14 protein-coding genes are annotated in these 15,430 nt (G+C 65.3%); 6 read left to right on the plus strand and 8 right to left on the minus strand.

Annotated features, from left to right (window positions below; translation table 11 throughout):
* From BI344_RS17400 to pheA, 4 genes are all read right to left on the minus strand, one after another.
* Positions 1-669 (minus strand): hypothetical protein (locus BI344_RS17400; RefSeq protein ID WP_071114111.1); only part of this gene is annotated, 669 nt, incomplete at its 3' end.
* Entirely contained in the window at positions 666-1,277 is a 612-nt protein-coding gene (locus tag BI344_RS17405; RefSeq protein WP_071114112.1) for a hypothetical protein, read from the minus strand. The genes BI344_RS17405 and BI344_RS17400, both read right to left, overlap by 4 nt.
* Before the next feature lie 8 nt (positions 1,278-1,285).
* Positions 1,286-1,876, minus strand: a complete 591-nt coding sequence (locus BI344_RS17410; RefSeq protein WP_071114113.1) for an LOG family protein — start codon at positions 1,874-1,876, stop codon at positions 1,286-1,288.
* A gap of 61 nt (positions 1,877-1,937) precedes the next feature.
* Positions 1,938-3,011: a prephenate dehydratase gene (gene pheA, locus BI344_RS17415; RefSeq protein WP_071114114.1), complete on the minus strand. Its 1,074-nt coding sequence runs from the start codon at positions 3,009-3,011 to the stop codon at positions 1,938-1,940.
* 1,121 nt (positions 3,012-4,132) lie between these two features.
* Here pheA and BI344_RS17425 point away from each other — a divergent pair.
* From BI344_RS17425 to BI344_RS17440, 4 genes are read left to right on the plus strand one after another with little or no spacing between them, the layout of a single operon-like run.
* Positions 4,133-4,819 carry an ABC transporter ATP-binding protein gene (locus BI344_RS17425; RefSeq protein WP_071114116.1) on the plus strand — a complete coding sequence of 229 codons (687 nt, stop codon included), beginning with the start codon at positions 4,133-4,135 and terminating at the stop codon, positions 4,817-4,819.
* Positions 4,816-5,901, plus strand: coding sequence for an HlyD family secretion protein (locus tag BI344_RS17430; protein WP_071114117.1), 1,086 nt, complete (start codon positions 4,816-4,818; stop codon positions 5,899-5,901). Before BI344_RS17425 ends, BI344_RS17430 begins: the two co-directional genes overlap by 4 nt.
* Entirely contained in the window at positions 5,898-7,400 is a 1,503-nt protein-coding gene (locus BI344_RS17435) for an efflux transporter outer membrane subunit (protein WP_071114118.1), read from the plus strand. The genes BI344_RS17430 and BI344_RS17435 overlap by 4 nt, the downstream gene beginning before the upstream one ends.
* Positions 7,397-8,539: an ABC transporter permease gene (locus tag BI344_RS17440; RefSeq protein WP_071114119.1), complete on the plus strand. Its 1,143-nt coding sequence runs from the start codon at positions 7,397-7,399 to the stop codon at positions 8,537-8,539. The genes BI344_RS17435 and BI344_RS17440 overlap by 4 nt, the downstream gene beginning before the upstream one ends.
* Positions 8,540-8,906: 367 nt before the next feature.
* On the opposite strand, the gene BI344_RS17445 is transcribed toward BI344_RS17440, so the two are convergent.
* Entirely contained in the window at positions 8,907-9,734 is an 828-nt protein-coding gene (locus BI344_RS17445; protein WP_071114120.1) for an alpha/beta fold hydrolase, read from the minus strand.
* A gap of 211 nt (positions 9,735-9,945) precedes the next feature.
* Here BI344_RS17445 and BI344_RS17450 point away from each other — a divergent pair, with 211 nt between their 5' ends.
* Both BI344_RS17450 and BI344_RS17455 read left to right on the plus strand, forming a co-directional pair.
* Positions 9,946-11,739 carry a protein-disulfide reductase DsbD gene (locus tag BI344_RS17450; RefSeq protein ID WP_071114121.1) on the plus strand — a complete coding sequence of 598 codons (1,794 nt, stop codon included), beginning with the start codon at positions 9,946-9,948 and terminating at the stop codon, positions 11,737-11,739.
* A gap of 64 nt (positions 11,740-11,803) precedes the next feature.
* Entirely contained in the window at positions 11,804-12,895 is a 1,092-nt protein-coding gene (locus BI344_RS17455) for an AI-2E family transporter (protein WP_071114122.1), read from the plus strand.
* A gap of 83 nt (positions 12,896-12,978) precedes the next feature.
* Here the strand turns inward: BI344_RS17455 and BI344_RS17460 are convergent, their stop codons facing one another.
* The 3 genes from BI344_RS17460 to BI344_RS17470 all read right to left on the minus strand — a co-directional run.
* Positions 12,979-13,317, minus strand: coding sequence for a 2Fe-2S iron-sulfur cluster-binding protein (locus BI344_RS17460; protein ID WP_071114123.1), 339 nt, complete (start codon positions 13,315-13,317; stop codon positions 12,979-12,981).
* Complete coding sequence (locus BI344_RS17465; protein ID WP_071114124.1) at positions 13,314-14,507, minus strand: molybdopterin molybdotransferase MoeA; 1,194 nt, start codon at positions 14,505-14,507, stop codon at positions 13,314-13,316. The genes BI344_RS17460 and BI344_RS17465 overlap by 4 nt, the downstream gene beginning before the upstream one ends.
* 129 nt (positions 14,508-14,636) lie before the next feature.
* Positions 14,637-15,430, minus strand: a 794-nt coding sequence (locus BI344_RS17470; protein ID WP_071114125.1) for an ABC transporter permease, incomplete at its 5' end; no start/stop codon positions are given.

Consider the following 15,430-nt stretch of genomic DNA (forward strand, 5'->3'; position numbering starts at 1 on the left):
TTCGGCCGCCAACAGCCAACCGGACAGCGATGTCCGATTATCCCGCTGCAAGATGACAGGTTTGTTGGTGCGGCCCGTCTCGCGCAGCAGTTCGACATTCCGCAAGCTGTCCGGCGTGATCAGCAGCCCGTCCATTTGCAGTTCCAGATGGACTTCCAACAGGCGCGCATCCGACAACTCCGCCGCCGCCGCCAGGCCAAAGCGGCTGGTGATATCCCGCAAGGCTTCCAGCTCGGCGACGCCGAGAACCTGGTAATGATAGGGGCTGACATGGCGGCGAGTGCCGCCGCAAAACATCAGGCCGCCGCCAGCCTCTTGCACGCAGCGGGCCACCGCCTCCAACTCCGCCGCGTCGCGAGCCGGCCCGCAACCGGCCAGCCAGGCCGGCGCCCGACCGCCAAACTCGCAGCCGCCGATGCGGACCACGCTGTCCTCCGGCTGCGACTCGCGAGAAACGATGCGGTATTCGCCTACCACCCGCAACGCCCGCTCCACGCCGGCCAGCGCCTCGAACATGGCCGGTTCCAGGCCACGCTCTTCGCCGACCGCGCCTATCACCGTACGCTCCGACCCGCGCGAAACATGGGCGCTTAAACCCGCTGCGGCAATCCGCTCCACCACCGCCTGGATATCCGCCTCCGCCGCCCTGCCGCTCATCACTATGATCATTCCACCCCTCCTTTCGATTCACCGCTCTGCGGGGAGCGCCGCGCGCGCGACCACCGACTGACCAGCCGGCGGGCCAGGCGCGAAAAGGCTGAAGGCTGCCGCCGCCACTGCCGCATGCGCCACACCGCGTGTCGAGCCCAGCGCCACGGCAAAGAGCTGCGCAAACGCTCGAACACCCAGGTGCGGCAGGCGTTGAATCGCGCATGCAGGCGAACGAACCAATCCACCTGCATCAACGCCGGGCGCGTCAGCGTGAACAGCCGGGCCACCAGGGCCGTTCCGCCCAGTTTGGCCAACAGGATGACTCCCACGCCCAGCAAGGCATGTCCCTGCTCGATCAGAAACAGCGCGCTCAGCTTCACCGGCAGCAAGGCCAGCGCCGGCAACAGGAACAAGGCCAGGGCGACGCGCGGCGAGCGGGAGGCCACCCAGCGCTCCAGCGCGGCCAGCGGCGGCCACTTGGCCAAGCGCTCCAGCACCGCCGCAAGTTCGTCCCAGGCATACTCTTCAAATACGATGATGGCTGCCAGCAGCAGCACCAGCGGCCAGGAAGCAGACCGGAGCAGGCGTTGCCAGACTGTCGGCCGGCCAATGGGAGCAGCTTGCATGGCGACGCTCAGGTTTTCGCCAATTCCAGCCACTTGGCCACCGGCTGCGGCTGATAGGCCCGCATCCAGTCCAAAATGGACTGTAGGCTGGCGTCGATGCGGAACAGGTCCATATTGCCCGGCGGCACGAAACCCTCCGCCACCGCGTGTTGCGCCAGCGCCCGCAGCGGCTGGAAAAAGCCGGCGGCATCCAGGACGCCCACCGGCTTGTCGTGCACCGACAACTGGGCCCAGGTCAGGATTTCAAATAACTCGTCAAAGGTGCCGAAGCCGCCCGGCAGGGCGATGAAGCCATCCGACAGCTCGGCCATCAGCGCCTTGCGCTGGTGCATGGTCTCGGTGACATGCAGCTCGCTCAAGCCCAGATGAGCCACCTCCTTGGCCTTGAGAAACTCAGGGATCACACCCACCACGCGGCCACCGGCGGCCAGCGCCGCATCGGCGGCCACACCCATCAAACCAACCTTGCCGGCACCATAGACCAGGGTGACGCCTTGTTCAGCCAGCGTGCGGCCAAAATCGCGCGCAGCCGCCTCGTACTCCGGCTTCGCCCCCTTGTTGGAGCCACAAAACAGACAAATCGCTTTTATTTTGCTCATCTCGTGCATTCCCAAAAAACAAGGGCCGGACAGTTCCGGCTCTGGCGGAAGTCCCAAAACATCACAGCACCGCCGCCGGGTAAGAGCCCAGCACCTTGACGAAGGACGTGCGCTCGCCCAGGCCCTTCAGCGCCTGCTGCACGTTTGCATCCTGCCGGTGGCCTTCCAGATCGATGAAGAAAACGTAGTCCCACAGGCCGGCGCGCGAGGGCCGCGACTCGAACTTGCTCATCGACACGCCATTGGCCGCCACCGGCTCCAGTAGCTGATGCACCGCGCCCGGGCGGTTGGGCGCCGACACCACGATAGAAGTCTTGTCTTGCCCGGTAGCCCCCACATCCTGCAAACCCAGCACCAGGAAACGGGTGGTGTTGTTGGGCTCGTCCTCCACATTTTCCGCCAGCTTCGCCAGCGAATAGCGCTCCGCCGCGGCCTGGCCGGCGATGGCCGCCGCCGACTCGTCCTCCGCCGCCAGCCGCGCCGCCTCGGCATTGCTGGCCACCGACACCCGTTCGACATCCGACGGCAGGTTCTTGTTCAACCATTCGTGGCACTGCGCCAGCGCTTGGGCGTGGGCGTAGACGCGGCGGATGCCGTCAAAGCCTTCCGCCTTGCGCAACAGATGATGGTGGATGCGCAGCACCACCTCGCCACAAATCTTCAAGGGCGAGCTGACCATCAGGTCCAGCGTGCGCCCCACCGCGCCCTCGGTGGAGTTTTCCACCGGCGCCACCACGTAATCAAGCGCGCGCGACTCCACCAGCCGGAAGGCTTCGTCTATCGACGAACAGGCCACGGTACGGGCGGCATGGCCGAAATGCTTGACCGTGGCCAGTTGGCTGAACGTGCCTTCCGGGCCCAGATAGGCGATGGACAGCGGCTTCTCCAACGCCAGGCACTCGGACATCACCTCGCGGAACAGCCTGGCGATGGACTCGCCGGGCAACGGGCCCGGATTGAGGTCCTTGAGTCGGCGCAGCACCTGGGCTTCGCGCTCCGGACGGTAGATGATGCCGCCGCCCTTGATCTCGCCGATCTCGCGGGCGTGGCCGGCGCGCTGGTTCAGCAATGTAAGGATTTCGACATCGATGGCGTCGATGGCGTCGCGGTGTTGCTTGAGTAGTGGTTCCGACACGAGTTTCAGTCTTTCACGGTAACGAACTGGCCTTTACGATAAACCAAGTTTCCGCGAGATGACCATCGCTAGCAAGCTCCAGGCGCAAAAGACCGCCCTCCGGCCGCTCCGTGCCGGTCATTTCTACCATCCCGGCAGTCGGCAATCTAGCAATGGCGCGACAGACCGTGCAAGCGAGGAGGAATGGTAACCGTCCCTGACTCAACGCCAAGGGCACTGCCAGGCATGCGGCTACGACGCGGTGGAAGAGGATGGCTCAATGACCGATGCCGTTTGGAGGCAACCGTAACGCCACTTGCTCCGATCAGTTGCCATCGACAGCCTATGTTGCTCCTGCGACCTCGTCTCTTCAGGATACGGCTCGAGGCTCCGGAAGGGCCAATAATGACTGTTGGCGGATTTCGTACAGGTGGGGAGCGGCCGGATGCTGCGAATCCGCCGCCTGCAGGTCTGGAGGCTGGCGAGACTATGCGCGCTGCGGCGGAGCCGCTACGCGAGGCGGAGGGTGTTCGTTCTGCCGCCGGATCGCTTGTTGCTGCTGCTCTGTCCTGGGATAACGGGTCCTGGCGTATTGGCGCTGGTAGAGGGGCAAGGGCGCGGCGATCCCATTGACTCCCCCCATGCCGGCTTTGCTCCCACCGGGCTCCCAATGCGCGCCCCATTGCGGCGACCCGTTTTTGCTCAGGCCGCGGAAGTAGTCCAGATGCCCGCGGCGCGCCTTGATCGCCGCCACCACGTACGGCTGGCGCCGCGCCATCCTAGCAGGCGACGGATCAAACGCGCCTGATTGCATTTTGCGCAGCAGAAGACGGCCGTTCTGTTCGCTGCCCCGCCCTTGGCTCCGCCCAGGCGCTTTATGAGCACCAGCGTACAGACGGGCACATGCCTGCCGGTCAGAATCGAACTTGGTCTACCCCGGTGGGAACACAATCATGCACGACCAAGTCCAGCGGCGGCGTGAACGCTTCATGCCCACCCTCGGGGACCAGACCGGAACCGTGACCATTTGCGAAAACATGGGCTGGTGGCATTGGAACAAACCAGCCGCGCGACTAACGATTCCGGCCATATCCTCCTCTGCGCCCGACCCAGTGCCGCCAGCCGCAAACCCCTATCCGACAATGGCCATATCCGCCACAAATCTGACCAAGTCATTCGGCGAAGGCGCCACCCGCATGACGGCGGTCGACAACACCGATTTCGTGGCGCATTTCGGCGAAATGGTATTCATCGTCGGACCATCCGGCAGCGGCAAAACCACCTTTCTCAGCATGATTTCCGGCATCCTGCGCCCCGACGCCGGCACCGTGACCGTCAAGGGCTGCGACATCTGGGCGCTGGACAACGATCAACTGGCGGACTTCCGCCTCAACACCATCGGCTTCGTATTCCAGGACTACCACCTGTTTACGCGCCTGACCTCGGCCGAAAACGTGGCGATTCCGCTGATCCTGAAACAGCAGGACTGGGACACCTCGCTGGCGGCGGCCAACCAGTGCCTGGAGATCGTCGGCCTGAAAGGCTTCGGCAAGACGCTGCCGGTGAAGCTTTCCGGCGGCGAGCAGCAAAGGGTGGCCATCGCCCGCGCGATTGTCGGCAGCCCGGAAATCCTGATTCTCGACGAACCCACCGCCTCGCTGGACGGCGACACCGGCAAGATGGTGATCGCCTTCGTCAAGGAAAAGGTGCTCAGCGCCAGCCGCTGCATCCTGATCGTGACGCACGACATCCGCATCAATGAATACGCCGACCGCATCGTCCACATGGAAGACGGCCGCATCACCGGCCTGGATAAGGGAGCGCAATGAGAAACCGCATCATCTTCGCGCTGGCCATCCTGGGCGTGTTGGCCGGACTGGTGGCCGCCTATATCTTCGGCATCGAACGCAAGGCCCAGCCGCCGGCGTTCGCGCCGGTCGCCAATCCCTACGCCGCAGCCATCTACGCCAACGGCATCATAGAGGGCGACCAGGGCAGCGGCTCCAACATCAATATCTACCCGGAAGTGTCCGGCCCGGTAGTGAAGGTGCTGGTGCGCGAAGGCCAGCCGGTTGCGGTGGGCGCCCCCTTGCTGCAAATAGACGACGCCACCCAGCAAGCCAGCACCGAACAATTGCGGCTGCAGGCCGAAGCGGCGCTGGCGCTGCTGAACGAACTGCAGGCGCAGCCGCGCCGCGAAACGCTGGCCATCGCCAAATCTCAGGTGGACCTCGCCATGTCCAACCTGAAAATCGCCCGCGACCAGTACGACAAGCGCCAGGCCAGCTTCCGCATCGACAGCAAGTCCATCAGCAAAGACGCGCTGGACACCGCCGGCGACACCATGCGCCAGGCCGCCGTGGCGCTGGACGTGGCGCGCAAGCAATACGAGCTGACCCGCGCCGGAGCCTGGAGCTACGACATCGCCAACCAACGCAAGCAATACCAGGCGCTGCTGCAGGCCTACCGCTCCGCCCGGAGCGTGCTGTTGAAGTACACCGTCAAGGCCCAGGTGGCAGGCGTGGTGCTGGCAGTCAACTCGACTCCCGGCAGCTATGTTTCATCGCAGGGATCCTACAACGCCTATACCCAGGGCTTCGATCCGCTGGTGGTGATGAGCGCGTCGCAGAGCACGCTGGCGGTACGCTGCTACGTCGATGAAATACTGGTGTCGCGCCTGCCGCCGCCAGACCGCATGCAGGCGCAGATGTCCCTGCGCGGCTCCAACGTCAAGGTGGCGCTGCAGTTCGTCCGCATCCAGCCTTACGTCTCCCCCAAGATAGAGCTGTCCAACCAGCGGCAGGAACGGGTGGATCTCAGGGTGCTGCCGGTGATTTTCCGCTTCAAGATGACGACGCCCGCCATGGCCTACCCCGGCCAGCTGGTGGATGTCTTCATCGGAAGCAAATGATGTCCTCCGCCCGCAGAACCTGCGGCCGGCCGCGACGATGCGCCCGCGCCATCGCCGCGCTGCTGGCGGCCGCGCTGCTGGACGGCTGCATGCTGGGGCCGGATTTTGTCCGCCCCGCCCCGCCGCAAGCCGACCGCTACACCCAGGAGCCGCTTGCCGCCACCATCGCCGCCGATGGCCAGGCGCAGCAGTTCGCGCCAGGCGCCGCGCTGCCAGCCGACTGGTGGCGGCTGTTCGGCTCCGCGCCGATGAACGGCGTGGTCGAACAGGCGCTGGCGCGCAATCCCACCTTGCAAAGCGCCGAAGCCAGCCTGCGGCAAAGCCAGGACAATCTGCGCGCCGGCTACGGCATCTTCTTTCCCAGCCTGGACGCCGGCCTCAGCGCGACGCGGATGCGCAGCGCGCCGCAACAGCAGGGCTCGACAAACGAGGCAACGGTTTTCAACGTGGTGACGGCCAGCGGCGTCATCAGCTACCCGCTGGACTGGTTCGGCGGCGAGCGGCGCGCCGTCGAGGGGCTGGCGGCGCAAGTCGACCTGCAGCGCAACGCTGGCAGGGCCGCCTACCTGACGCTGTCGGCCAATGTCGTCGACGCCTGCATCGCCCGCGCGGCCTACGCGGCGCAACTGCGCGCCACCGAGCAGCTGATCGCGCTGGAGACCGAACAGTTGCGCAGCGTCGAGGCGCAGGTGGATGCCGGCACCACCCCCTATGCCGCCATCCTGAGCCAGCAAGCCCTGATCGCCGGCAACCAGGCGCAGCTGGCGGCCCTGCGGCAGAAAATCAGCCAGGCGGAACACCTGCTGGCGCTGCTGATGGGCAGCCTGCCGGAGCAGGCGGCGCTGCCCGACATCGCGCTGGACAGCCTGGCGCTGCCGGCCACGCTGCCGCTGAGCCTGCCTTCCGAACTGGTGCGGCAACGGCCGGACATCCTGCAGGCCGAGGCCAGGCTGCACGCCGCCAGCGCCGATATCGGGGTGGCCACCGCCGCCATGTTCCCCAGCCTCAGCCTGAGCGCGACCTATGGCTCGGCTGGTTCCAAGCCGGGAAATTTCCTGGCTGCCGGCAACCGCTTCTGGGGCATAGGCCCGGCCTTGACGATGCCGCTGTTCCACGGCGGCAGCCTGTGGTACGGACGCCAGGCCGCCATCGACGCCTATCGGCAGCAAGAGGCGAATTACCGGCAGGCGGTGCTGCAAGCTTTCGGCCAGGTGGCCGATGCGCTGAATGCGCTGCAACACGACGCGCAGGCCTTGCAGGCCCAGCGCGACGCCAGAGATGCGGCCGCCGGCGCGCTGCAACTGCTGCAGGCCAATTATCGCGCCGGGTTGGTGGCCTACCTCGACGTGCTGAGCGCCGACATCCAGCTGCATGGCGCGGACATCGCCTATCTGCAAGCCGTGGCGCAGCGCCAGCAGGACACGGTGGCGCTGCTGGCGGCGCTGGGCGGCGGATGGTGGAACGCGGCAGCTGGCGCAGGCGAAGGAGCGGCGCCATGAAATACGGCGGCATTCTGCGCATCGGCTTCAAGCTGCTGGTCAACGACCGGGCCAAATTCACCGCGCTGCTGATCGGCATCACCTTCGCAGTGTTCCTGATGATGCAGATGACCGCGATGTTCGCCGGCATCCTCAACCGGGCCTATTCCACGGTGACCAATATCGGCGCCAGCATGTGGATCATGGACCCGGCGGTCAACACCGCCACCAGCCCCATCCCCATGCCGGACTACCTGCTGGATGCGGTGCGCAGCATGAACGGCGTCAGCTACGCGGTGCCGATCTACATCGGCGGGGCGCAGGTCAGGCTGGCCAGCGGCGCCTACCAATCGGTGACGGTGGTAGGGCTGGACGATACCAGCCTGTTTGGCCGCCCCGAGGTCGAGCAAGGCAAGATAGCCGATATCTATGCCGAAAACTCGTTCCTGGTGGTGGACGACGCCGAATTCCCCAAGCTGGAAAACCCTAAGATAGGCACCGAGTTCGAATTGAACGATTTCCGCGGCGTGATCGTCGGCATCGCCAAGGTGGCGTCAAACGGATTGAACGGCGTGCCGACGCTGTACACCACCTATTTCCGCGCCATCCAGTACATACCGTCCACCCGCTTCACCATGTCCTACGTGCTGCTGCAGCCCAAGAGCGACGCCGCCGTCGCCGGCATCCAGGACCAGGTGAAGAAGCTGGGCTACCTGGCGCTGACCAAGGATGCCTTCAAGGAGCACATCGCCGATTTTTACACCTACCAGACCGGCATCGGCACCAATATCCTGCTGATGACGGTGATCAGCTTCATTGTCGGGCTGTCGATCTCAGGCCAGACTTTTTACAGCTTCATCCTGGAAAATCTGGAGAAATTCGGCGCGCTAAAGGCCATCGGCGCCAAGGGGCGCGAGCTGGTGGTGATGATACTGTTCATGGCCACCTTCACCGCGATCACCGGATTCGGCCTGGGCATAGGCCTGATCACGCTGCTGATCACCATCGCCCGCTCGCAACTGCCCAACTACGCCGCCATCATCACCTTCTGGAACCTTGCGCTGGCATTTGGGATGGTGGTGGTGATCGCCGCCATTTCCAGCTATTTCGCCATCCGCCGGGTGCTCAAGATAGAACCCTTCGATATCTTCCGCGGCTAGCCGACCGATGCCCTTGCACGGACTCTTGGACAAACGAACGGGCCGCATGCTGCGGAATTCGGTTTGCGCCGCTGCGTGGCACACCGACACCCCTCCTCCGCATCGTCAAGCGCCAGTTCAACCCCTTGCAACCCTGTGGGAAGTTGAACTGTTCAGCGCTTTCACTGGGCAGGCACAAGCAACAGTAGCTCGCCCAAGGTCTGAGAGCGAATCTAGCCGCCGGCAATCAAGTCGCGCATGCCTCTTGAGCCTGGAAAACACATGGCTGCAAAATAGGCAATGAAAGCGCACCCCTCTTCGCCAAGCCGCCCCCACCAGCAAACCGGCGCGCAATACCCTGCATGGGTTGCGCCTCCCCCAACGCTTCTCAGCTGGATTTCTCTACAGCGGCTCTTGCTATGGATATCTGCGTCAACTGCTCCAGTAGGTGCAGGATATGCTCGGCCGTTTCCAGCGGATGCTCCAGCGGAAACAGGTGGCTACCCTGCTGCGTTTCCACCCGCATCGGAAAGTGTCGCCGCATGAAGCGCAGGTCGGCCTCGCTCAGCACGTCCGACCCCGAGCCGGCCAGGAAGGCCGCCGGCACCGTGAGGCGGCCGCGGTGGTGCGGAAAATCGTGCGGCAAGGTGGCGTAGATATCGTGCTCCACCTGGGGACGGAATTTCAGCCGGCGGCCGCCGCGGCCGTCGTCCTGCGTGCCCAGTTCGGCATAATCGGCCAGGCACTCCGGATCAAAGCGGGCGAACATCGGCTTGCGGGCGAAATAGTCGCGCGCCATCTCCACCGATGCCCAGTTGTCGCGCCGCTTCAGGGTATTGCCGCCTGGCGTCACCCGCTGGATGAAGCCCAGGCGCTTGGCCAGCCAGATGCCGAAAGAGCGGGATGGTCCCATCAATGGCGAATCCATGATGATGATGGCGCGGAACAGATCCGGCCGCTTCAACGCGGCGTAGAACATCAGGAAGCCGCCCAGCGAATGTCCCACCCCCACCACCGGCCCGGCGTAGTGCCGCTCGATGTAGCGTATGCTCTCGTCCACCAGATGCGGCCAACAATCGGTGATCCGGTAGTCCGGATCGTGGCCTATGGTGTCCAGATAGCCGACTTGGTGGCGCTCGGCCAGCTTGTCCAGCAGCTTGCGATACACCGACGCCGGGAAGCTGTTGGCGTGGGCGAAATGAATGGTTTCCCGCATAAACCCCTCTGATAACTTCATTCTTATTTTTCACAAGCCGGCAGCTGTCTGCGTCGGTCCGGCCCGGATATACTAGCCGCAGAGTCCGACAGGCCTTTCGAGTTTGCCGGATCGCATGATTTGATGCATATTGCATCACGCCGCATAAAAACGGAACCGTCTTCCGTTTGCGTCGTCACACCCTCATCGCCAACCCCAGAAGAGTCTGCAAGTGCAAGCATACCTACATTCCACCTACCGATCGGCCTGGCAGTGGCTGGCGGCGCTGCTCGCCTGTCTGAGCTTCGCGCTGCCGGCGCATGCGGTCAACCAAGACGACCTGCTGCCGCCTGAGCAGGCGTTCGCCGCCAAAGTCGTCCGCAACGACAAACAACTGGAGCTGACCCTGGACGTCGCCTCCGGCTACTACCTGTACCGCGACCGCATCAGCGTCAGCAGCACCCCAGCCGAGCTGACCGGCAAGCCGGCTCTGCCGGTCGGCCAGGAGAAGAGCGATCCCTACTTCGGCAAGCAGGTGATCTACCACGGCAAGCAGGTCATCACCATCCCGCTGGCAGCCGGCGCGCCGGACAATTTCCAGCTCAACGTGCGGCTGCAAGGCTGCGCCGAGGCCGGCGTCTGCTACCCCCCCTATACCCACAAGCTGCAGGTGGGCGGCAACGGCGGCGTGGCGGGCAAGCTGAGCGCCTGGACCGGAGGCGCCGATACCGCGGGAAAATCGTCGGCCGGTAACAGCGAATTGGCAGCCCAGGGTTGGCTGACCACACTGGGCACCTTTCTGCTGGCGGGACTAGGCATGGCGTTCACCGCCTGCATGTACCCGCTGCTGCCCATCGTTTCATCGCTGATTGCCGGCCAGGGCGCAACCATTACCCGCCGCCGCGGCTTCCTGCTGTCCCTGCTGTACGTGCAAGGCCTGGCGCTCACCTACACCGCCGTCGGCGTGGTGGCCGGCCTCACCGGCTCACTGCTCACCATCTGGCTGCAGCAGCCGGCGGTGGTGCTGAGCGCCAGCGCGCTGATGGTGGTGTTCGCGCTGTCGATGTTCGACCTGTTCACCATCCAGCTGCCCAGCGGCCTGCAATCGCGGCTGAACGACACCTCCAACCGCCTGTCGGGCGGCAAGGCCGTCACCGTGTTCCTGATGGGCGCGCTGTCGGCGCTGCTGGTCGGTCCATGCGTGGCGCCGCCGCTGGCGCTGGCGCTGGGCTATATCGGCAGCACCGGCGACGCGGTGCTTGGCGGCGCGGCGCTGTACGCGATGGCGCTGGGTCTGGGCCTGCCGCTGATCGCCATCGGCACTTTCGGCGGCCAGGTGCTGCCGCGCGCCGGCAATTGGATGAAGGCGGTGAAGGCGGCCTTCGGGGTGCTGATGCTGGCCCTGGCCATCTGGCTGGCGACGCCCTTCCTGCCTGCCGCGCTGGTGATGCTGCTGTGGGCCGCGCTGCTGATCGGCACCGCAGTGTTCATCGGCGCCTTCGACAGCCTGTCGGCCGGCTCCAAGACCAGCGCCCGGCTGGGCAAGGCTCTGGGCCTGCTGTTGTTCCTGCTGGGCGGCGCGCAGCTACTTGGCCTGCTGTCCGGCGCCGACAATCCGCGCTATCCCTTGCGGCTGATCGCGTCCAGCAACGCCGAAGGCCACGCCCAGCAGAATTTCCAGCCGGTCAGCTCGATCGCCGAGCTGGACGCCAAGCTGGCCGAAGCCAAGGCCGGCGGCAAGCCGCTGCTGCTGGATTTCTACGCCGACTGGTGCATCGCCTGCAAGGAAATGGAAGCCGAAGTGTTTCCGCAGCCGCAGGTGGCGGCCCAACTGCAGCGCTTCACGCTGCTGCGCGCCGACGTGACCGCCAACAGCGCCGAGCACCAGGCGCTGCTCAAGCGTTTCGGCCTGTTCGGCCCGCCAGGCATCATATTGTTCGACCCGCAATCGCGCGAAAGCAACCGCGTGGTGGGCTACACGCCGGCGGAGGCATTTGCCCGGGAGCTGGGCAAAGTGGCAAACTAGCGCGATATCCGGCCGGCGCCCTGGCGCCGGCCGTTCGTTCTGCCGACCCCTAACGGAAGCTCCCATGCCCGTCGCCAATGGTTTCCCCAACATCAGCATCCTCAGCGTGTTCCGCATCGCCATCCTGGCCTTGCTGGTGATTTCCTGCATCAAGGTGCTGCAACCTTTTCTGGGCGCGCTGACCTGGGCATCCATCATCGCCATCTCGGCCTGGCCGCTGTACAGCCGGCTGTGCCTGCGGCTGAAGGGGCGCCGCAAACTGGCCGCCCTGCTTATCGTGCTGGCGCTGTCCGCCGCGCTGGCCATTCCCATCGGCCTGATGGCGCTGACGCTGGCCGACACCCTGCCCCACCTTGCCAATTTGGCGCACGACCTGACCAGCTTCCGCCTGCCGGACGCTCCCGCCTGGCTGAGCAACCTGCCGGTGGTGGGAGAAAGCCTGCAGAAGATGTGGCAAGGCATACAGGCCGACCTGCCGGGCTTCTTCGAGAAGATCCGCCCCGCCATCAACGAAACGGCGCTGTGGCTGCTGTCCGGCGGCGCCAACCTCAGCCTCAGCCTGCTGGAGATCGTGCTGGCCATCGTGGTGGCCGGCCTGCTGCTGATCAACGGCGACAAGCTGTGGGAGCTGGTGGAGCGCATCGTGGTCAAGCTGGGCGGCGAAACCGCCAGCGACCTGCCGGAAGTGATCGCCCGCACCATACGCAGCGTCACCACCGGCGTGGTGGGCACCGCGCTGGCGCAGACCATCCTGTGCGTGGCTGGCTTGCTGATCGCCGGCGTGCCGGGCGCGCTGGTGCTGGGCTTCCTGTGCTTCATCATCGCAGTGGCGCAAATGCCGACGCTGATCGTCTGGCTGCCGGCCGCCGGCTGGGTGTTCTACACCGGCCACACCGGCATGGGGATTTTCCTGCTGATATGGGGCTTCCTGCTGATCAACACCATAGACAACGTGCTCAAGCCGCTGCTGATCAGCCAGGGCGCGCAGATGCCGCTGTCGGTGATTTTCCTGGGCGTGATCGGCGGCCTGATCGCCTGGGGGGTGATAGGCCTGTTCATCGGCCCCACGCTGCTGGCGGTGGGCCTGACCATGCTGCGGCACTGGCTGGAGCGCGAAGACAACGAAGAAATGGCCTGCGAGGGCGAGCAGGGTTGAGCCGGCAACGAGCTATCCGGCAACCCGCAACCGATTAGGCCGTGGCGCCCGGCAAGCTCAAACCCGAAATACTCAGCCGCCAATCAGAAATCCGGACAGCTGACCACCCAGTCCCTCTCCTCCACCAGCAGATGGCAGGCCAGCCGCCAGGGCTGCGCTTCCCGCCACTCGCCTTGGCCCGCCAGTTCCTGGCTGATGACCCCGGCGCGCAACAGTACGTTGCGCTCCTTGCGGCCCGGCCGTTGCGGCATATCCATGCCGGCGACAATCCGCACCTTGCAGGTGCCGCAAGTGCCCTGGCCGCAACGCCAGTGCAGCGGCACGTCGGCCAGCCGGGCGATATCCAGCAGATTGTCGCCCGGCTGCGCGTCCGACTCATTCAGCAGTTGGCCACCTTCGCTGACAAAGCGGATCCGCGTCATGCCGGCCCCAGCGCCCAGTAGCGCAGGCTGTCGCCCGGGGTCACCGCCTGCCCCGGCTCCAGCCAGGCCAGGCCATCGGCCCACGCGCAGGAAGTCAGCGCGCCAGAGCTTTGCTGCGGATACAGCTCCAACTGCCAGCCCTGCCTCCCCATCACCTTGCGCACGCGCAGAAACTCGCTGCGCTGCATGTCGGGCTTGAGCCAGGCAAAAGCCGCCGCGACCTGCTGAATCACGGCCTCCGCCTCCGACAGGCCCATCCGCTTGCGCAGGAAAGGCCGGACCAGGGTTTGCAGCGTGACGAAGCCGGACACCGGATTGCCAGGCAGGCCGATGAAATCCGCGCCGCCGATCCGGCCATAGGCCAGCGGCTTGCCAGGCTTGATCGCCACCTGCCACAAGGCGAGCTCCCCCTCAGCCTCCACCGCCGCCTTGACGTGGTCTTCCTCGCCCACCGACACCCCGCCGCAGGTGACGATCACATCCGCCACCGCCGCCGCGTCGCGCAGCAACTGCCGGGTGGCCTCCAGATCGTCGCCAACCGTACCCAGATCTATCACCTCGCAACCCAGGCTATGCAATGCCGGCAGCAGCCAGTAGCGGTTGGAGTTATAGATCTGGCCGGCAGCCAGCGGCAGGCCGGGCTCCGCCAGCTCGTCGCCGGTGAAGAACACCGCCACCCTCAAAAGCTGCAGCACCGGTAGATTGGCAAGACCGATGGAGGCGGCCAAACCGAGGTCGGCGGCGCAGAGGCAACGGCCGGCAGGCAAGATTTCCTGGCCCTTGGCGATGTCTTCGCCGCGCAGGCGGATATTCTGCCCGGCTCGCGGAACGATGCTGAACGCCACCTTGCCGTCGGCGTCCAACTGCGCCTGCTCCTGCATGATTACCGCGTCCGCTCCCGGCGGAATCGGCGCGCCAGTGAAGATTCGCGCCGCGCTGCCAGGCTGCAACGGCTGCGGCATGCTGCCGGCCGCCACCCGCTGCGAAACCGGCATGCCCGGAGCAAGGTCATTGCAACGCAAGGCGTAGCCATCCATCGAGCTATTGTCGTGCGGCGGTACGTCCAGCCCCGCCCATACCGGTTCGGCCAGGATGCGGCCATGGGTTTGCAACAAGGGAAGGGGTTGCTGCGCGCTTTGCGGCCTGGCGCGCTCAAGCAGCCAGTCCCGCGCCTGTTGGTAGCTCAACATGGGAGGTATCCAGTCCGGTAACGATGATGGCCGCGCCATCGGATGCAAGCATCCATCATAGCACGCGCCGCCATGTGAAAAGCCCGCCGACTGGAAGCCGGCGGGCTTGCGCGGACAGCGCCGAGAGACTTAGCGCGACTTGACGAAAGGCACGCCGATGGCCTTGGGTGCCAGCGCCCGGCCAACAAAGCCGGCCAGCAGCAGCACGGTCAGCACGTAAGGAATCACCGCGATCGCCTGCGACGGAATCTGGCCGACCACCGGCAGCTCCACGCCTTCCAGGCGAATTTGCACCGCGTCGGCGAAGGCGAACAGCAGGCAGCCCATCACCGCCGGCAGCGGGCGCCATTTACCGAAGATCAGCGCCGCCAGCGCCAGGAAGCCCTTGCCGGCGGTCATCTCCTTGATGAAGCTGCCGGTCTGATACACCGACAGATAGGTGCCGGCCATGCCGCACAGCACGCCGCCCCAGAACAAGGCGGTGTAGCGCACCCTGGCCACCGAGATGCCGGCGGTGTCGGCCGCGTGCGGATTTTCGCCCACCGCGCGCAAGCGCAGGCCGAAGCGGGTCTTGTACAGCACCCAGGTCGCCAGCGGAATCACGATCAACACGGTGAGATACACCAGAATGCTGTGGCCGGAAATCAGCTTGCTGTACACCAGGCCCAGCACCGGCACGTCGCGCAGCGCGTCGGCGAACGGCAGCACGATCTCGTGGAAACGTCCGTCGTCCGGCAGCTGCGGCGAATTGCCGCCCTGCTGGAACCAGGCCAGGCCCAGCACCGGCGTGATGCCGGAGGCGACGGTATTGATCGCCATGCCCGAAATCAGCTGGTTGCCGTTGTAGGTGACGGAGACGAAAGCATGCACCATCGCCATCGACACCGCCGCCATGATGCCGGCCAGCAGGCCCAGCCACGGGT

It is taken from the genome of Chromobacterium sphagni (assembly GCF_001855555.1).
GTDB classification, from domain to species: Bacteria; Pseudomonadota; Gammaproteobacteria; order Burkholderiales; family Chromobacteriaceae; genus Chromobacterium; species Chromobacterium sphagni.